The following is a 16,186-nucleotide window of genomic DNA, read 5'->3' on the forward strand; positions in this document are numbered from 1 at the left end:
TGCGCTACCCTTTCTGCCCCTCAAGCGGTCCCTGCCATGTCCGTCGACAAGAACCAACGCGATCTCGAAGCCGGTATCCACACCGATCTGGAGGGGCGGCTGACCTACGGCGGCTACCTGCGCCTGGATCAGCTGCTGTCGGCCCAGCAGCCGCTGTCCAACCCGCCGCACCATGACGAAATGCTGTTCATCATCCAGCACCAGACCTCCGAGCTGTGGCTGAAGCTGCTGGCGCACGAACTGCGCGCGGCGATCGGGTTCCTGCAGCGCGATGAGGTCTGGCAGTGCCGCAAGGTGCTGGCGCGCAGCAAGCAGGTGCTGCGCCAGCTCACCGAGCAGTGGTCGGTGCTGGAGACGCTGACCCCCTCCGAATACATGGGCTTCCGCGACGTGCTGGGCCCGTCGTCGGGCTTCCAGTCGCTGCAGTACCGCTACATCGAGTTCCTGCTGGGCAACAAGAACGCGCAGATGCTGCAGGTGTTCTCGCATGACCCGGCCGGCCAGGCCCAGCTGCAGGAGGTGCTCGACGCCCCCAGTCTGTATGAGGAGTTCCTGCGCTACCTGGCCCGCTTCGGCCATCCGGTCCCAGCCGGCTATCAGGGGCGCGATTGGCAGCAGCCGCACGTGGCCGACGATGCGCTGCACCCGGTGTTCGAGCGGATCTACCAGAACACCGATCGGTTCTGGCGTGAGTACGCGCTGTGCGAGGACCTGGTCGATCTGGAGACCGCTTTCCAGCTGTGGCGCTTCCGCCACATGCGCACCGTCATGCGGGTGATCGGCTTCAAGCGCGGGACCGGTGGCTCCAGCGGGGTCGGCTTCCTGCGCCAGGCGCTGGAACTGACCTTCTTCCCGGAACTGTTCCAGGTGCGCACCACGATCCGCAACGACGACCCGATGCCGCCAGACGAGTGATCGAGCACGGGCGCCAATAAGCCTATTCATATTTGGCGTATCTATCACCGCTACCGTGCGGCAGGCCCCGCCATTGCTGCGCTGACGGTTTTACCCCGGCAGTTTCAGATGCAAGTTCAGCGACCGTGCTGCCAGCGGTACACATCAGCGTGTATTTGACGTGAACGTGGTTGGTCTGGGATTCTCCCGCGCTGCTTTCGCACATCGGACGTGCATGTCTTCCACCGAACCCAGGAATCCCGCATGAGCGTAGACACCGCCGCGAAATCCGTTCCCGAACCGGCGTTGCCGGAGTTCAAGACCACGCTGGGCCATCCGCGCCCGTTGTGGATGCTGTTCATGACCGAATTCTGGGAGCGCTTCGCGTTCTACGGGATCCGCTGGGCGCTGGTGCTGTACATCGTCGCGCAGTTCTTCGAAGGCGACTCGGCCGGCCAGGCCGCAGCCAGCCGGACCTATGGTGCCTATCTGGCGCTGGTCTATGCGGCGGCGATCTTCGGCGGCTACGTTGCCGACCGGGTACTGGGTTACCAGCGCTCGATCCTGACCGGCGCGGTGATCATGGCTGCGGGCCTGTTCATGGTCGCGATGCCCAACAAGGAAATCTTCGAGCTGGGCCTGGCCACCATCATCATCGGCAACGGCCTGTTCAAGCCCAATATCTCCACCATGGTCGGCAAGCTGTACGGCCTGAAGGATGAGCGCCGCGACTCGGGCTTCACCATCTTCTACATGGGCATCAACATCGGCGCGATGATCGCCCCGGTGCTGACCCAGTACCTGGCCGAGAGCGTGTTCGGCACCAAGGCGATGCCGTCGTACAAGATGGTCTTCATCGCCTCGGGCATCGGCATGCTGATCAGCCTGGCCTGGTTCTACGTCGGCCGTGCCGGCCTCAAGGGCATTGGCGCCCCGCCGGCCGGCGCCGAGGGCTATGGCCGCATCGTGATGGTGTTCATCGGTGCCATCGTGGCGATCCCGGTCGCCTTCTTCCTGCTCTCCACCGGTGCCACCGCGCTGGCCTGGATCCTGGGCGTGATGTTCATCGCGCTGGCAGTGCTGCTGCTGGTGGAGGGCATCCGTGAAGGCAAGGTCCAGCGTGACCGCGTCATCGCGATGCTGATCATCTTCACCTTCAACGTGATGTTCTGGATGTTCTTCGAACAGGCCGGCAGCTCGTTCACCTTCCTGGCCGACAACATCGTCAACCGCAACCTGGGTGGCTGGGAATTCCCGACTGCCTGGTTCCAGTCGGTCAACTCGGTGGCGATCATCACCCTGGCCCCGATCATTGCCTGGATCTGGATCAAGCTGGGTCGCGCCAACCCGTCGATTCCGCGCAAGTTCGGCCTGGGCCTGCTGTTCAACGGTGCGGCCTTCGCGCTGCTGATGGTGGCGCTGTCGAGCATGGTCGTGGACGGCAAGATCCCGTTCTGGACGCTGTTCATGGTCTACGTCATCCAGTCCGTGGGTGAGCTGTGCCTGTCGCCGATCGGCCTGTCGATGGTGACCAAGCTGGCCCCGGTGCGTCTGGTCGGCTTCGGCATGGGCGGTTGGTTCCTGTCCACCGGCATCGGCAACAACATGTCCGGCATCTTCGCCGGCGTGGTCAGCGGCGAAGGCGGCATGACCGTGGAGTCGGCCCTGAAGGGCTACACCTTCGGCTTCTGGGCGTTGATCATTTCCGGCGTGGTGCTGTTCCTGGTCGCCCCGCTGATCAACAAGCTGATGCACGGCGTCAAGTGAGGTCTGCAATGCGCATGAAAGCAGCGGGAATGTCGATGATCGTGGCCGGCCTGCTGGCTGCCTGTTCGCCGTCGTCGACGCCCACCGCTGCGCCTGCGCAGCCGCTGGATACCTCCGAGCAGAAGACCCCGGTCGCCGATCCAGGCGAACCGGTGGCCTCGGGCAACACCCCGGCCGCGGCGGACATCGCCGCGATCGCGGCGCTCAACGCCCAGTTCGATCCGGCCCGCGATCCGGTCGCCGATCTGGCCACGGCCAAGGTCGAGGCCCAGCGCGGTGGCAAGCGGATCATCCTGGATGTGGGCGGTGAGTGGTGCCCGTGGTGCCATCTGATGGACGGCTTCATCGAGGGCGATGCGGAGATCCGCAGCTTCCGCGATGCGAACTATGTCTGGATGAAGGTCAACTACAGCGAAGAGAACGAGAACGCGTCGTTCCTGTCGCAGTTCCCGGCAGTGAAGGGCTACCCGCACCTGTTCGTGCTCGATGCCGACGGCACGCTGCTGCATTCGCAGTTCACCGGTGAGCTGGAGGCGGACAAGGGGCAGAAGAAGGGCTACGACCGTGGCCGCTTCTTCGCCTTCATGAAGCAATGGGCGCCACCGAAGGCGTCGTGATCGAAAAAGCCGCGGATTCCGCGGCTTTTTTTTGCGCTCAATTTCCGCGCCACCCTGCCGCTACCTCCAAGGACCTCATGCCGCGCTGTTCGTGGCGGACAACCGACGGAATCGACGCATGCAGCCGGGTACCAGCGACAGCACCACCGAAGTCTGCCTTGATGCACCGGCCGGTGTGAGCCTGCCGCCGGTCGATGTGCTGCTCGATGACCAGACCGCACCCGATGCGCTGGAGGCCGAGGCCGATACCCCGGGGCCCGGCGCGATCCGCTACCGCCTGCCGATGGTGTCCGTGCCGGACAACGTGCTGCTCAAGGCGGCCGTGCAGAAACTGGTCGAGCAGAAAGCGCAGTTGGACGCGCTGGCACGCCAGGGCACGCTGCCCGGCCTGATTCCCACCGAGTGGCAGGGCAGCGGCATCCGGGGTGTGGATCTGCAGGGCTTCGTGCTGAGCGTGGTGCCGTTCCTGCAGAACGCCAGCAAGGACGAGACCGCGCCCGCCCGCCTGCCGCTCAAGCACGTGCTCGGCGATGCCGGGCGTTGGGATCAGCAGGATGTCGCCGAACCCAAGTCCCTGGCCTTCTTCCTGGCCAGCGATGATCGCGCCAGTGCAGGTGTGAAAGATCCTGCCGAGGCCTACCTGGTCGGCGCACTCGGCCTGGCGTGGGCACACGAAGGGCGCACCCGCCCCGGTTTCCTGCGCGCGATGGGCTACGACAGCATGGCCGCCCGCGTGCATATGCTGCCGTACCCGGCCGCAGCGCAGCTGGCGCTGTACAGCGTTACCGCCCATGGCGTGACCCAGATCTGGTGCGTGATGGACCGCCGCAAGGTGCGTCCGTTGCGGGCGCCCTGGATCAGCGTGCCGCTGCTGACCGCTTACGGCGTCAGTGCTCCCCAGACCTGGCCGACCAGCTTCCCGGCCGTGGATGAAGTGGCGGCGATGCTGGCCAGCGCACGCGGCGGCAAAGGGCCGGTCGAGGCCGACCTGACCAAGGTCGCCGCCAAGGTCGCGCAGGACGCATCGGCAGAAACCTGGATGCCGGTCAGCCTGCTCCAGGTCGGGACGTGGTCACCGCGCTGGCGCTACTTCATGGCGGTGTTCATCGGCCTGCCGTCGCTGCTGCTGGTAGTGGCGGCACTGGCCCTGCCAGGCGCGATCGAGGCGGCCGCCGTGGCCGCCTCGCTGGGCTTTGCCGCCGGCGCCATCGGCGCACTGGCGGCGCCGTGGGTGCATGCACGGCGCAAGCACCTCAGCTGAGCCGCAACGACCAACGGTCGTTGCCTACTCGTCCATCCGCTGCAGGCCTTCCCCGGCCAGGCGCAGGATCAGCGTTTCCAGCATCTGCTCCTCTTCCTCGCTGAGTACGGACATCAGCTTGCGGGTGATATCGATCACCAGCGGGGCGATGGTCTCGTAGACCTCGAAACCGGCGGCGGACAGCGCCAGCACCGAGCGGCGGCGGTCATCGCCGTGGGTTTCACGCTTGATGAAGCCGCGTTCGAGCAGTCTGGCCACGGCGCGGCTGACCGCGACCTTGTCCATCGCGGTGCGATCGGACACCTCGCTGGCCGACGAGCCCGGATACAGCGCCAGGACCGTGATCACCCGCCACTCGGGGATCGCCAGGCCATAACGGTCCCCGTACAGCTTGGCGATGTTGCCGCTGACGCGGTTGGACAGAACGCTCAGCCGGTACGGCAGGAACTGCTCCAGATCGAGCAGGGCGTGCGAGGCGCGGATGCTGTGACTGCTGGGATCGGGCGGGCTCATGCTGCGGTGCACCTTGATGGTGGTTTCATGTGAAACTATAACCTACGTTCCGGACTCCGCATTCTCGCGGGTCTGCCTTCCTACCGCACCTGGTTTTTTCCGATGCGGACTGCTTTGGAGCCACAGCATGACCAGCCAAACGAGCACCGCGTCCTTCGCACCCGATCCGGGCATGCAGGTCACCACCTTCGAAAACCCGATGGGCATCGATGGTTTCGAGTTCGTCGAGTTCGCCGCCCCGGCCGGCCGTGGCGCGGAACTGCACGACTATTTCCGCAAGATGGGCTTCACTGCGGTGCTGCGCCACAAGCAGCGTGCGATCACGGTCTATCGCCAGGGCGACGTGAACTTCCTGGTCAATGAAGAGCCGGACTCGTTCGCCTCGGACTTCGCCGAAAAGCACGGTCCGTGCGCCTGCGGCTTCGCCATCCGCTTCAAGAAGCCGGGCGATGAGGTCTACCAGATGGCCCTGGGCAACGGCGCCGAAGCGATCGACTTCAAGCCCGACACCCGCGCCGTCGCCGCCCCGATCATCAAGGGCATCGGCGACTGCATGCTGTACCTGGTCGACCGTTACGGCGCCAGCGGCAGCATGTTCGATACCGACTACGCGCCGATCGAAGGGGTGGACCAGCGCCCGAAGGGCTTCGGGCTGACCTTCATCGATCACCTGACCCACAACCTGTACTTCGGCAACATGCAGCAGTGGTCGGATTACTACGAGCGCCTGTTCAACTTCCGCGAGATCCGCTACTTCGACATCAAGGGCCTCAAGACCGGCCTGGTGTCCAAGGCGATGACCGCCCCGGATGGGATCGTGCGCATTCCGCTCAACGAATCCTCCGATCCGAAGAGCCAGATCAACGAGTACCTGGACGCCTACAAGGGCGAGGGCATCCAGCACATCGCCTGCTTCACCGAGAGCATCTACGACACCGTGGAAGCGATGCGCGCCCAGGGCGTGGAGTTCCTGGATACGCCGGACACGTATTTCGATGTGATCGACCTGCGCGTGCCCAACCACGGTGAAGACGTCGCGCGCCTGGCCAAGAACAAGATCCTGATCGATGCCGACCCGGAGACCAAGCAGCGCAAGCTGCTGCAGATCTTCACCACCAACTGCATCGGCCCGATCTTCTTCGAGATCATCCAGCGCAAGGGCAATGAAGGCTTCGGCGAAGGCAACTTCACCGCGCTGTTCGAAAGCATCGAGCGCGATCAGATGAAGCGCGGCGTGCTGTAACGTGACATCGCGGCGCCGGGGCCGACCCGGCCGCCGTATCGCTGGCGTGCCGGGGTGACCCCGGCCGTCAGACTGTAGTGCCAGTAACTTTTCCGTCTCTTTCCAGGCCTTGCCAGGACACGCACAGATGAGCACCTCCCTCACCGCCCGCGGCTACCAGACCGGATTCGGCAACGAGTTCGCCACCGAGGCGGTGCCCGGTGCGCTGCCGGTGGGGCAGAACTCCCCGCAGCGTGTCGCCCATGGCTTGTACGCCGAACAGCTGTCCGGCACCGCGTTCACCGCGCCGCGCGGGAGCAACCGCCGCAGCTGGATGTACCGCATCCGTCCCGCGGTGACCCACGGCGAATTCACCCCCTTCAGCCAGCCGAACCTGCACGGCGACGTCGCGCAGGGCGCGGTCTCGCCCAACCAGTTGCGCTGGGATCCGTTGCCGCTGCCCAGCACGCCCACCGATTTCATCGAGGGGCTGTACACCATGGGCGGCAACGGCTCGCCGGACGCGCACGGTGGCGTGGGAATCCACCTGTATGCCGCCAACCGCGACATGCAGGGCCGCTATTTCTATAACGCCGATGGCGAGCTGCTGATCGTCCCGCAGCTCGGCCGCCTGCGCCTGCTCACCGAAATGGGCGTGATCGAGATCGAGCCGCAGCAGATCGCGGTGATCCCGCGCGGTGTGCGCTTCCGTGTCGAACTGCCCGACGGCGACGCACGTGGCTACGTCTGCGAGAACTTCGGGGCGCTGCTGAAGCTGCCCGACCTGGGCCCGATCGGGTCCAACGGTCTGGCCAATCCGCGCGACTTCGAAACCCCGCATGCAGCGTTCGAGAACATCGACGGCGCGTTCGAACTGATTGCCAAATTCGAGGGCCAGCTGTGGCGTGCGGATATCGATCATTCGCCGCTGGACGTGGTCGCCTGGCACGGCAACTACGCGCCGTACCGCTACGATCTGCGCCGTTTCAACACGATCGGCTCGATCAGCCACGATCATCCCGATCCCTCGATCTTCCTCGTGCTGCATTCGCCCAGCGACACCCCGGGCACCAGCAACATGGACTTCGCGATCTTCCCGCCGCGCTGGCTGGTCGCGCAGAACACGTTCCGCCCGCCGTGGTTCCACCGCAACATCGCCAGCGAATTCATGGGCCTGATCCACGGCGCCTACGATGCGAAGGCCGAAGGTTTCGTACCCGGCGGTGCCTCGCTGCACAACTGCATGAGCGGCCACGGCCCGGATGCGGCGACCTTCGAGAAGGCCTCCGCGGCCGACCTGAGCAGGCCGGACGTGATCAAGGACACCATGGCCTTCATGTTCGAAACCCGCGGCGTGATCCGCCCCACCGCCCAGGCGATGGATGCGGCGCATCGCCAGCGCGGGTACCAGCAGTGCTGGCAGGGGTTGAAGGCGAATTTCTCGGGGTAATCGGGCTCAAACCACCGCGATCTGGAACCGCTCGGCGTGTTCCTTCGGCAGTACCTCCAGCAACCGCTGCCGGACCCGCTCGGCGTAGCCGGTGGAGGTCAGGCCTGGCAGCGCGTCCAATGCGGCCTGCAGCGCGGCCATGACCGTCTCGTCGCTGCGCGACTGCTGCAGGGTGTGGAACAGCGCCGCCGCCTGCGGATGGCGCTGCAGTTCCAGGATGTCCAGCAGGTAGATGCGGGCGGCCACCAGCGATCGGCGGCGTTCGGTCACCGGCACCGGCGCCGCGGTCGGTGTCACCGCAGGTGCGGGCGCGGCGGGCGCGACAACGGCGGCCTCCGCGACCGCACTCGACACCAGATACCCGCTCTGGATCAGCTGGATCACCATCGCCGGGGTTTCCGGGCCCACCAGCTGGCCCAGCTGGACCAGGTCACGCTGGCCGTCGCACAGGATCAACAGCCGGCGCTGGCGCATGTCCAGGGGCGCGCGGTGGGCCTGCAGGGCGGTGCGGGCGAGGTCGGTCTTCTGCGGTTGCATGGGGGCGGGGTCGATGCGGTGCAGGCCGAGCCTGAACGCGGAAGGTGAAACGCGGATGACAGCGACACTGTGCATGCCGCCCACACGGCGCTCGCGCTAGGCTGCGCCGATTCACCGGGAGGATGCAGGCATGAAACAGCTGGGAAGCGTGATGGCAATGGGGATGGTGCTGGCCTTGGCCGCGTGCGAGCGCACGCCGGAGACGCCGTCGGCTGACGCCGAGGCGGCCGTGCCAACACCGGCGGCGGACACCGCGCCGGCAGCGCCCGCCACGGCGGCACCGGGCACGGCGACGCAGGGACCGGCGCGGCTGGATGGCTACGGTCCCGTGGCGCTGGGCAGCACCTTGGACGAGGTCCGGGCAGCCTGGAAGGAACCCCTGCAGGGCGACGTCGCCGACGATTACTGCCATGCCCTGCGGCCGGAGGGCACGCAGGCCGAGGACGTGATCTTCATGATCGAAGGCAAGCGACTGGTGCGCTATGACGTGCGCAACGACCGCATCGTCGCCCCCGGTGGCGGCAAGGTCGGCATGTCGCTCGGCCAGCTGCAGACGCTGTACCCGGATCGCGGCGATCTGACCCCGCACAAGTACGACGAGCAGGGCCACAACCTGCGGGTGCGCCCGGCGACCGAAGGCGGCGCGCTGGTCAACTTCGAGATCAACGGCGATGGCAACGTGACCGCGTGGCGGGTCGGCAAGACCCCGCAGGTCGACTACGTGGAAGGCTGCTCCTGAGCCACCGGCACCGCTCCGGCCGCAGCGCCGGAGCGGGCCTTCACTGTTTGGCGTGGGCTGGCCCTAGAATCGGCTCACATCTGTCACCGGGGAGCACCAGATGATCGCTGCCACTGTTTGGTTCGTGCTGGGCCTGGTGCTGTTGGCACTGGGCGGTGACTCCATCGTGCGGGCGGCCTCCGGCCTGGCCCAGCGCTTCGGCGCGTCGCCGTTCGTGGCCGGGTTGCTGCTGGTGGCCTTCGGCACCTCGCTGCCGGAGCTGGTGGTCAACGCCCGTGCCTTCGTGGTCGGGGCGGAAGAACTCGCGCTGGGCAATGCGGTGGGCAGCAATATCGTCAACGTCGGCCTGACCCTGGGCCTGGCGGCGCTCGCTGCGCCCCTGCTGGTCCGTGCGCGCCTGCTGTCACCGCTGCTGGTCTGTCTGGCCGCCGCCAGCGCGCTGCTGATCCTGTTCGGCCTGGATGGCGTGCTCGCACGCTGGGAAGGGGCCGTGCTGCTGCTCGCCTTCGTCGCCCTGCTGGTGGCCCTGCTGCGCCGGGCGAAGCTGGAATCCGAACCGGTGCGCGAGGCCATCGCCGGCTATGCGATGACCCGCACCGGGCTGTTCCTCAATACCCTGCGGCTGCTGTTCGCGGCGTTATGCCTGTACATCGGCGCGCGCTGGATCGTGCAGGCCGCCCCGGTGTTCGGCGCCGGGCTGGGCTGGTCGCCGCTGCTGGTCGGCCTGTTGCCCGTCGCGATCGGCACCGCATTGCCCGAAGTGGCGGCCGCCATTGCCGCCGCCCGGCGTGGCCAGGGCGACATGGTCCTGGGCCACGTGATCGGCTCGAGCCTGTTCAACCTGCTGGTGGTGGTCGGTGGGATGGCCGCACTGCGGCCGCTGGCGCTGCCCGGATCGTTCGTGAAACTGGAGCTGCCGGCGGCGATCGCCTTCGTGCTGGTGCTCTATCCGATGCTACGCGGCGATCTGACGATCAGCCGGCGCGAAGGCGCGGTGCTGGTGGTGGCCTTCCTCGGCTGGATCGCGCTGGAGCTGGCGTTGATCCGGGGCGGCTGAACGTCGCACTACGTAGAGCCGACCGTGGGTCGGCTGCCTTCCGGCACGATGCAGGCAGCCGACCCACGGTCGGCGCTACTGGCTGTCCCGGGAAACCGGCGCCTCTGCACCCTCGGTGTCGCCCGGATGGCGCGGCTCCGGCGGCGGCAATTGTTCTTCCTTGGCGGTCTTGTGGCCCGGCAGGTCCGGTCGGGTTTCCATCAGCAGCGACAGCGCCGCCTTGGCCATCATGTGCGCGCTGATCGGCGCGGTGATGAACAGGAACACGGTGATCAGCAGCTCGCGCGGCTGCGGGTCTTCGCCGAGGAAGATGTGATAACAGACCGAGCCGACCAGCACGCAGCCCACGCCCAGGGTGCTGGCCTTGGTCGGTGCGTGCAGACGCTTGAAGAAGGTGGAGAGCTTCACCAGGCCGAGCGCGCCGACCAGGATGAAGAAGCAGCCGAACAGCAGCAGGATCGACAGTACGATCTGGATGAAGGTGATCATTCGACGATGTCCCGGCGCAGCACGAACTTGCTCAGCACCACCGTGCTGCCGAAACCGAGCATGGCGATGATCAGCGCCGCTTCGAAGTACACCGCCGAGTTGAGGTACATGCCGAACAACATGAGTTCAGCGATGGCCGTCACCGACAAGGTGTCCAGCGCAAGGATGCGATCGGGCACGGTGGGGCCGCGCAGCAGGCGCCAGGTGGCCAGCAGCATGGCCAGGCCGACCACGTGCATGCACACCACCATCGTGGTCTGGATGAACATATGTCCGGTCATGGGAAAATCTCCATCAGCGGGGCTTCGTAGCGGGATTTGATCTGCCGGATCAGTTCGTCCGGATCATCCAGATGCAGCACGTGCACCAGCAGATAGCGGCGGTCATCGGACAACGCGGCCGAGACGGTACCCGGGGTCAGCGTGATCATGCTGGTCAGCGCGGCGATGCCGTGGATGTTGGCGATATCCAGCGGCAGCCAGATGAAGCCGGGGTGGATGCGGCGCTCCGGCCCCAGCACCTGGATCGCGACCCGGATGTTGGAGATCAGGATGTCCCACAGGGTCACGAACAGCAGTTTGGGGAGGGGCTTGAGCGAGCCGATCCGCGCGAACTCGCGGTCCAGCCGGGCGGCGAACAACGGCACCACCACGCCCAGGATCATGCCGAGCACGAACTGGCCCAGGGTGAAGCTGTCGGACATCAACAGCCAGAACGCCACGACCATCACGCTCAGCGAGGGCGAAGGCAGGATGCGCTTGTACAGGGAAGGCTTGCGCGTCATGGCTGGCGGATCTCCGGCGTGGTGGCGCGCAGTTCACCCACATAGTCCTGGGGCTGCAGCAGCTGGGTGGCCATCGCATCGGTGTGCTGCATCAGCGGGCCGGCGAACACGCTCATCGCGATGCCATAACTGAGCAGCAGCGCGGCGGCGAACAATTCCACGGTGCGCGTCGGTGCTTTGCGCGGCTTGGGTGCGCCTTCCTCAACCACTGGTACGCGCCAGAACAGGCGGATGCCGCCACGGGTCAGGCCGACGATCACCATCAGGCTGCTGCCCAGCACGGCGGCCCACACCGCCCAGGTGTACTGCGCCGGCATGCCGGCCAGCAGCGCGGCCTTGGCCAGGAAGCCGGACAGCGGCGGCAGGCCCGCGACCGAGACCGCACCGATCAGGAACAGCACCGCAGGCGTTTCCTTGCCCGGCATCGGTGCGATGACTTCCTTGCGATCGCTGGCACCGCCGCGACGGCGGCGGATCAGGTCGGCAATGAGGAACAGCGCGGCGGCTACGAAGGTACTGTGCGGCAGGTAGTACAGGCCGGCCGAGAGCACTTCGGGTGTGCGCACCGAGAAGGCGATGAACAGCGTCGCCGCCGAGACCACCACCAGGTAGGAGATCAGCACGCGCAGGCGCGCCGCAGCGAGCACGCCCAGGCCGCCCAGTACGAGGGTGGCCACACCGGCCCAGAGCAGCCACTGGCTGCCGTAGCCGGCCATCGGGCCGGCACCCTCGCCGAACCACAGGGTGCTGACCCGCAGCACCGCGTACAGGCCGACCTTGGTCATGATCGCGAACAGCGCGGCCACCGCGGCCGGCGCACGCGCATAGGCTTCGGGCAACCACAGATACAGCGGCATCAGCGCAGCCTTGCTGCAGAACACCAGCAGCAACAGCCCCATCGTCGCCTTGACCAGGGTCAGGTGCGAGGCCGGCACTTCAGCGATGCGCTGCGACAGTTCGGCCATGTTGAGCGAGCCCAGCGAGGCGTACAGCAGGCCGAGTGCGATCAGGAACAGGGTCGAGGCGGTGACGTTGAACACCACGTAGTGCAGGCCGATGCGCATGCGCAGGCCGCGCCCGCCGCTGAGCAGCAGGCCGTAGGAGGCGATCAGCATCACCTCGAAGAACACGAACAGATTGAAGATATCGCCGGTCAGGAACGCGCCGTTGAGGCCGACCAGCTGGAACTGGAACAGCGCATGGAAGTGCGGCGCGCGGCGGTCCCAGCCCGAACAGGCGTGCAGCAGGCAGGGGATGGCCAGCAGCAGTGTGGTCACCAGCATCCAGGCCGAGAGGCGGTCGGCCACCAGCGCGATGCCCAGGCGCGAGGGCCAGTCACCCAGCAGGTACACCGCGATGCTGCCGTCGGCGGTCTGCGCGAACAGCAGCGCGACGGCCGCGGCGAGCGCGGTCAGCGTGGTCCACGCCACCGTGCGCTGCACCTTCGGCCCGTAGCGGCGATGCTCGACGAACAGCGAACAGGCCGCGCCGAACAGCGGAATCAGGATGGGCAGGATCACCGCATGGTTCATGCGCCGCCCTCCCGGCCCGGCGCGGTATCGGCGGGGAGTTCTTCTTCTTCGTGCGCGTCCACGTGGTCGCTGTGGTTGTCGCTGCGGCTGCGCATCGCCAGCACGATGCTGACCGCGGTCATCGCAAAGGCGATCACGATGGCGGTCAGAACCAGCGCCTGGGGCAGCGGATCGGTGTAGTTGCCCAGGTCGCTGTCGATGCCCTCACGCAGCACCGGCGCCTTGCCCTGCACCAGCCGGCCGCCGGCGAAGATCAGCAGGTTGGTGGCATACGACAGGAAGGTCATGCCGAGGATCACATCGAAGCTGCGCGCGCGCAGCAGCAGGTAGATGCCGATCGCGCTCAGTACGCCGATGGCGCTTGCCAGAGCCAGTTCCATCAGTGCATCTCCCCGGTTTTTGCCGAACGGCGGTTGGGATCGATCTCGCCTTTGCGGGCATTGCGGGTGCGCGAGGGCTTGATCGTGCCCATCATCGAGAGCATCAGCATCACGCCGCCGAACACCACCAGGTACACGCCGGTATCGAAGCCGATCGCGCTGGCCAGCGGTACCTCGCCGATCAGCGGCAGGTGCAGGTCCAGATGGCCGCTGGTCAGGAACGGCACGCCGAACAGCATCGACGCGCAGCCACTGAGGATGGCGATCAGCAGACCCGCACCGATGCAGCGGATGTAATCGAAGCCGAAGCGCGATTCCACCGAGGTGGTGCCCTGGATGACGTACTGGATCAGCAGCGGCACGGCCAGCACCAGCCCGGCGATGAAGCCGCCGCCGGGTGCGTTGTGGCCGCGCAGGAACAGGAAGATCGAGACGGTCAGGGTGAGCGGGAACATGATCTGGGCCAGATCGGCCGGCACCGGCAGCTTGATCGGCGGGCCGGGCATGATCTGTTCCGGCGCCATCCGCGAGCGGCGCAGCATGGCGTGCACCACCAGCGCGGCGATGCCGAACACGGTGATCTCACCGAAGGTATCAAAGCCACGGAAGTCGACCAGGATCACGTTGACCACGTTCTGCCCATACGCCTCCGGCAGCGCACGCGCCAGCAGCTCGCCGGCCATGGTGTTCGGCGGCAACGTCATGGCGGTGTAGGCCATCGCGGCCAGCCCGCCACCGGCGACGATCGCGATCACCGCATCGCGCCGCTTGCGCCAGACCGACTTCTCCGGTGGCGACTGGATCGGCAGGTAGTTCATGCCCAGCAGCATCAGCACCAGGGTGACCATCTCCACCAGCAGCTGGGTCAGCGCCAGATCGGGCGCCGAGAGGAACACGAAGGTCAGCGAAACCATCAGGCCGACGCCGCCGACCACCAGCACCGCCAGCAGGCGCTGCCGGTAGACGAACAGTGCGCCCAGCGCGCAGGCCATCATCACCAGCCACAGCGCCCAGCCCAGCAGCGGGATCGGCTGCGGCGAGGGCCAGTTGGGCGAGGCCGGGTTGGCCACGAACGGCGCGGCGGCGACGACGATCGCCACCAGCACCAGCGCCATCAGCATGCGCTGCAGGCTGCCGTTGGCCAGGCCTTGGGTGAGGCGGTGGGCGAAGCCGAACACCAGGTCCAGCTGCTTGTGGAAAATATTGCGGCCGATGCTGCGACTGACCACCGCATGCAGGTTGATCAGGCGACGCAGGCCGAAGTACAGCGCGATACCGCCGATCACGCCGGCGATGCTCATCATCAACGGGGTGTTGAAACCGTGCCAGACCGAGAGGCTGTAGGCCGGCATTGCCGCGCCCAGGATCGAGGAGGCGGCCGCGTGCAGCACCGGGGCGATGGTGATCGCCGGGGCGACGCCGACGGCCACGCAGACCACGACCAGGATCTCGACGGGGACCTTCATGAAGCGCGGCGGCTCATGCGGGACGCGGTCCAGATCGTGCGGGCCTTTGCCGAAGAAGGTGTCGTGCACGAAGCGCAGGCTGTAGGCCACGCCGAACACGCCGGCCAGCAGCGCGGCGATCGACATCACCACGCGCATGGTCTCCGGGCCGCCCGCGGTCAGCGCCTCAGCGAACAGCATTTCCTTGGACAGGAAGCCGTTGAGCAGCGGAATGCCGGCCATCGCCAGTGAGGCGATGATCGCCAGCGCGCTGGTGATCGGCATCAACCGGCGCAGGCCGCCCAGCTTGCGCATGTCACGGGTGCCGGTCTCGTGGTCGATGATGCCCGCGGCCATGAACAGCGAGGCCTTGAAGGTGGCGTGGTTGAGGATATGGAACACGCCGGCCACCACCGCCATCGGCGTGGACAGGCCGAACAGCATGGTGATCAGGCCCAGATGCGAAATCGTCGAATAGGCCAGCAGGCCTTTGAGGTCATGCTGGAAGATCGCGTTCCATGCGCCGATCAGCAGGGTGATCGCGCCGATGCCGCTGACCGTATAGAAGAACAGATCGGTGCCGGCCAGCGCCGGATGCAGGCGTGCCAGCAGGAACACGCCGGCTTTGACCATCGTCGCCGAATGCAGGTAGGCCGAGACCGGCGTCGGCGCAGCCATCGCGTGCGGCAGCCAGAAATGGAACGGGAACTGGGCGCTCTTGGTGAAGATGCCGGCCAGGACCAGGAACAGGGCATACGGGTACAGCGAACTGGCGCGGATCAGATCGCCGGCGGCGAGCACCGCATCCAGTTCGAAGCTGCCCACGATGCGGCCGATCAGCAGCACGCCGCCGAGCAGCGCCAGCCCGCCGCCGCCGGTGACCACCAGGGCCATCCGGGCGCCCTCGCGGGCATCCTGGCGGTGCGACCAGAAACCGATCAGCAGGAACGAGCTGATGCTGGTCATTTCCCAGAACACCATCAACAGCAACAGGTTGCCCGAGAGCACCATGCCCAGCATGGCGCCCATGAACAGCAGCAGGTAGCAGTAGAAGCGGTGGGCGCTGTCGCGGGCACTGAGGTAGTAGTGGGCGTACATCACCACCAGCGCACCGATCGCCAGCACCATCCCGGCGAACATCCAGGCCAGGCCATCCAGGCGCAACGAGAAGGCCAGGCCGATCTGCGGTATCCACTCCCCGTAACTGCGGACGATTCCGCCGTCCATGATGGCCGGGGTCATCGTCGCCAACAGCGCCAGTCCTCCCAGCGGAGCGGCCGCGGCTACCCAGGCGGCCGTGGAGCGGGAGGTGCGGCGGAATGAAGCGACGGCCACTGCCATCAGGAAGGGCAGGGCGAGCAGCAGGAGCAGACTAGGATTCATGCAGGGAATGCGGGATTCACGAGCAGGTCGTTCAGTCTAACAGGCAGGCAATTGCTGCCGATACACCCGAATACGCCCTCAATTGCATGTAACGTGCACTGATTCATTTTTTCCGG

16 protein-coding genes are annotated in these 16,186 nt (G+C 66.5%); 8 read left to right on the forward strand and 8 right to left on the reverse strand.

What is annotated here, in order from left to right:
* Positions 1–36: 36 nt before the first annotated feature.
* The 4 genes from K4043_RS06825 (at position 37) to K4043_RS06840 (ending at position 4,539) form a co-directional block, all read left to right on the forward strand.
* Positions 37–915 carry a tryptophan 2,3-dioxygenase family protein gene (locus tag K4043_RS06825; RefSeq protein ID WP_123729944.1) on the forward strand — a complete coding sequence of 293 codons (879 nt, stop codon included), beginning with the start codon at positions 37–39 and terminating at the stop codon, positions 913–915.
* 243 nt (positions 916–1,158) lie between these two features.
* On the forward strand, positions 1,159–2,661 hold the full coding sequence (locus K4043_RS06830) for a peptide MFS transporter (protein WP_123729945.1): 1,503 nt from the start codon (positions 1,159–1,161) through the stop codon (positions 2,659–2,661).
* An 8-nt stretch (positions 2,662–2,669) separates the two neighbouring features.
* A complete protein-coding gene (locus K4043_RS06835) occupies positions 2,670–3,278 on the forward strand; it encodes a thioredoxin family protein (RefSeq protein WP_265308696.1) in 609 nt (202 codons plus the stop codon).
* 118 nt (positions 3,279–3,396) lie between these two features.
* Entirely contained in the window at positions 3,397–4,539 is a 1,143-nt protein-coding gene (locus tag K4043_RS06840) for a hypothetical protein (protein WP_265308697.1), read from the forward strand.
* Between the two features lie 24 nt (positions 4,540–4,563).
* Here K4043_RS06840 and K4043_RS06845 read toward each other — a convergent pair whose 3' ends face one another.
* The gene (locus K4043_RS06845; protein WP_026070113.1) at positions 4,564–5,052 is read right to left on the reverse strand and encodes a MarR family winged helix-turn-helix transcriptional regulator; all 489 of its coding nucleotides are present in this window, start codon (positions 5,050–5,052) and stop codon (positions 4,564–4,566) included.
* Between the two features lie 127 nt (positions 5,053–5,179).
* Between K4043_RS06845 and hppD the strand changes: the two genes are divergently transcribed.
* Both hppD and hmgA read left to right on the forward strand, forming a co-directional pair.
* Positions 5,180–6,295, forward strand: coding sequence for a 4-hydroxyphenylpyruvate dioxygenase (gene hppD, locus K4043_RS06850; protein ID WP_265308698.1), 1,116 nt, complete (start codon positions 5,180–5,182; stop codon positions 6,293–6,295).
* 127 nt (positions 6,296–6,422) lie between these two features.
* Entirely contained in the window at positions 6,423–7,724 is a 1,302-nt protein-coding gene (hmgA, locus tag K4043_RS06855; protein ID WP_265308699.1) for a homogentisate 1,2-dioxygenase, read from the forward strand.
* A gap of 6 nt (positions 7,725–7,730) precedes the next feature.
* Here hmgA and K4043_RS06860 read toward each other — a convergent pair whose 3' ends face one another.
* Positions 7,731–8,261, reverse strand: coding sequence for a hypothetical protein (locus K4043_RS06860; protein ID WP_265308701.1), 531 nt, complete (start codon positions 8,259–8,261; stop codon positions 7,731–7,733).
* 130 nt (positions 8,262–8,391) lie between these two features.
* Between K4043_RS06860 and K4043_RS06865 the strand changes: the two genes are divergently transcribed.
* Together K4043_RS06865 and K4043_RS06870 are read left to right on the forward strand one after the other, a co-directional pair.
* Positions 8,392–9,000, forward strand: coding sequence for a hypothetical protein (locus K4043_RS06865; RefSeq protein WP_265308702.1), 609 nt, complete (start codon positions 8,392–8,394; stop codon positions 8,998–9,000).
* Positions 9,001–9,100: 100 nt separating this feature from the next.
* Complete coding sequence (locus K4043_RS06870) at positions 9,101–10,057, forward strand: sodium:calcium antiporter (RefSeq protein WP_265308704.1); 957 nt, start codon at positions 9,101–9,103, stop codon at positions 10,055–10,057.
* A 75-nt stretch (positions 10,058–10,132) separates the two neighbouring features.
* On the opposite strand, the gene K4043_RS06875 is transcribed toward K4043_RS06870, so the two are convergent.
* From K4043_RS06875 to K4043_RS06900, 6 genes are read right to left on the reverse strand one after another with little or no spacing between them, the layout of a single operon-like run.
* Complete coding sequence (locus tag K4043_RS06875) at positions 10,133–10,546, reverse strand: Na+/H+ antiporter subunit G (RefSeq protein WP_123729953.1); 414 nt, start codon at positions 10,544–10,546, stop codon at positions 10,133–10,135.
* A complete protein-coding gene (locus K4043_RS06880; RefSeq protein ID WP_019185292.1) occupies positions 10,543–10,827 on the reverse strand; it encodes a K+/H+ antiporter subunit F in 285 nt (94 codons plus the stop codon). The genes K4043_RS06875 and K4043_RS06880 overlap by 4 nt, the downstream gene beginning before the upstream one ends.
* Positions 10,824–11,330 carry a Na+/H+ antiporter subunit E gene (locus tag K4043_RS06885; RefSeq protein ID WP_123729954.1) on the reverse strand — a complete coding sequence of 169 codons (507 nt, stop codon included), beginning with the start codon at positions 11,328–11,330 and terminating at the stop codon, positions 10,824–10,826. The genes K4043_RS06880 and K4043_RS06885 overlap by 4 nt, the downstream gene beginning before the upstream one ends.
* A complete protein-coding gene (locus K4043_RS06890; protein WP_123729955.1) occupies positions 11,327–12,862 on the reverse strand; it encodes a monovalent cation/H+ antiporter subunit D in 1,536 nt (511 codons plus the stop codon). The genes K4043_RS06885 and K4043_RS06890 overlap by 4 nt, the downstream gene beginning before the upstream one ends.
* On the reverse strand, positions 12,859–13,242 hold the full coding sequence (locus tag K4043_RS06895; RefSeq protein WP_019185295.1) for a Na+/H+ antiporter subunit C: 384 nt from the start codon (positions 13,240–13,242) through the stop codon (positions 12,859–12,861). Before K4043_RS06895 ends, K4043_RS06890 begins: the two co-directional genes overlap by 4 nt.
* A complete protein-coding gene (locus K4043_RS06900; RefSeq protein ID WP_123729956.1) occupies positions 13,242–16,070 on the reverse strand; it encodes a monovalent cation/H+ antiporter subunit A in 2,829 nt (942 codons plus the stop codon). Before K4043_RS06900 ends, K4043_RS06895 begins: the two co-directional genes overlap by 1 nt.
* Between the last annotated feature and the right edge of the window lie 116 nt (positions 16,071–16,186).

Source organism: Stenotrophomonas sp. SRS1 (assembly GCF_026130205.1).
GTDB classification, from domain to species: Bacteria; Pseudomonadota; Gammaproteobacteria; order Xanthomonadales; family Xanthomonadaceae; genus Stenotrophomonas; species Stenotrophomonas rhizophila_B.

What these genes read in the sequence shown, in the direction of transcription:
- K4043_RS06900 (WP_123729956.1), bottom strand. Translation starts at nt 16,070, where the DNA reads ATGAATCCTAGTCTGCTCCTGCTGCTCGCCCTGCCCTTCCTGATGGCA.
- K4043_RS06890 (WP_123729955.1), bottom strand. Translation starts at nt 12,862, where the DNA reads ATGAACCATGCGGTGATCCTGCCCATCCTGATTCCGCTGTTCGGCGCG.
- K4043_RS06865 (WP_265308702.1), top strand. Translation starts at nt 8,392, where the DNA reads ATGAAACAGCTGGGAAGCGTGATGGCAATGGGGATGGTGCTGGCCTTG.
- K4043_RS06885 (WP_123729954.1), bottom strand. Translation starts at nt 11,330, where the DNA reads ATGACGCGCAAGCCTTCCCTGTACAAGCGCATCCTGCCTTCGCCCTCG.
- K4043_RS06870 (WP_265308704.1), top strand. Translation starts at nt 9,101, where the DNA reads ATGATCGCTGCCACTGTTTGGTTCGTGCTGGGCCTGGTGCTGTTGGCA.
- K4043_RS06880 (WP_019185292.1), bottom strand. Translation starts at nt 10,827, where the DNA reads ATGACCGGACATATGTTCATCCAGACCACGATGGTGGTGTGCATGCAC.
- hppD (WP_265308698.1), top strand. Translation starts at nt 5,180, where the DNA reads ATGACCAGCCAAACGAGCACCGCGTCCTTCGCACCCGATCCGGGCATG.
- K4043_RS06860 (WP_265308701.1), bottom strand. Translation starts at nt 8,261, where the DNA reads ATGCAACCGCAGAAGACCGACCTCGCCCGCACCGCCCTGCAGGCCCAC.
- hmgA (WP_265308699.1), top strand. Translation starts at nt 6,423, where the DNA reads ATGAGCACCTCCCTCACCGCCCGCGGCTACCAGACCGGATTCGGCAAC.
- K4043_RS06845 (WP_026070113.1), bottom strand. Translation starts at nt 5,052, where the DNA reads ATGAGCCCGCCCGATCCCAGCAGTCACAGCATCCGCGCCTCGCACGCC.
- K4043_RS06840 (WP_265308697.1), top strand. Translation starts at nt 3,397, where the DNA reads ATGCAGCCGGGTACCAGCGACAGCACCACCGAAGTCTGCCTTGATGCA.
- K4043_RS06825 (WP_123729944.1), top strand. Translation starts at nt 37, where the DNA reads ATGTCCGTCGACAAGAACCAACGCGATCTCGAAGCCGGTATCCACACC.
- K4043_RS06875 (WP_123729953.1), bottom strand. Translation starts at nt 10,546, where the DNA reads ATGATCACCTTCATCCAGATCGTACTGTCGATCCTGCTGCTGTTCGGC.
- K4043_RS06830 (WP_123729945.1), top strand. Translation starts at nt 1,159, where the DNA reads ATGAGCGTAGACACCGCCGCGAAATCCGTTCCCGAACCGGCGTTGCCG.
- K4043_RS06895 (WP_019185295.1), bottom strand. Translation starts at nt 13,242, where the DNA reads ATGGAACTGGCTCTGGCAAGCGCCATCGGCGTACTGAGCGCGATCGGC.
- K4043_RS06835 (WP_265308696.1), top strand. Translation starts at nt 2,670, where the DNA reads ATGCGCATGAAAGCAGCGGGAATGTCGATGATCGTGGCCGGCCTGCTG.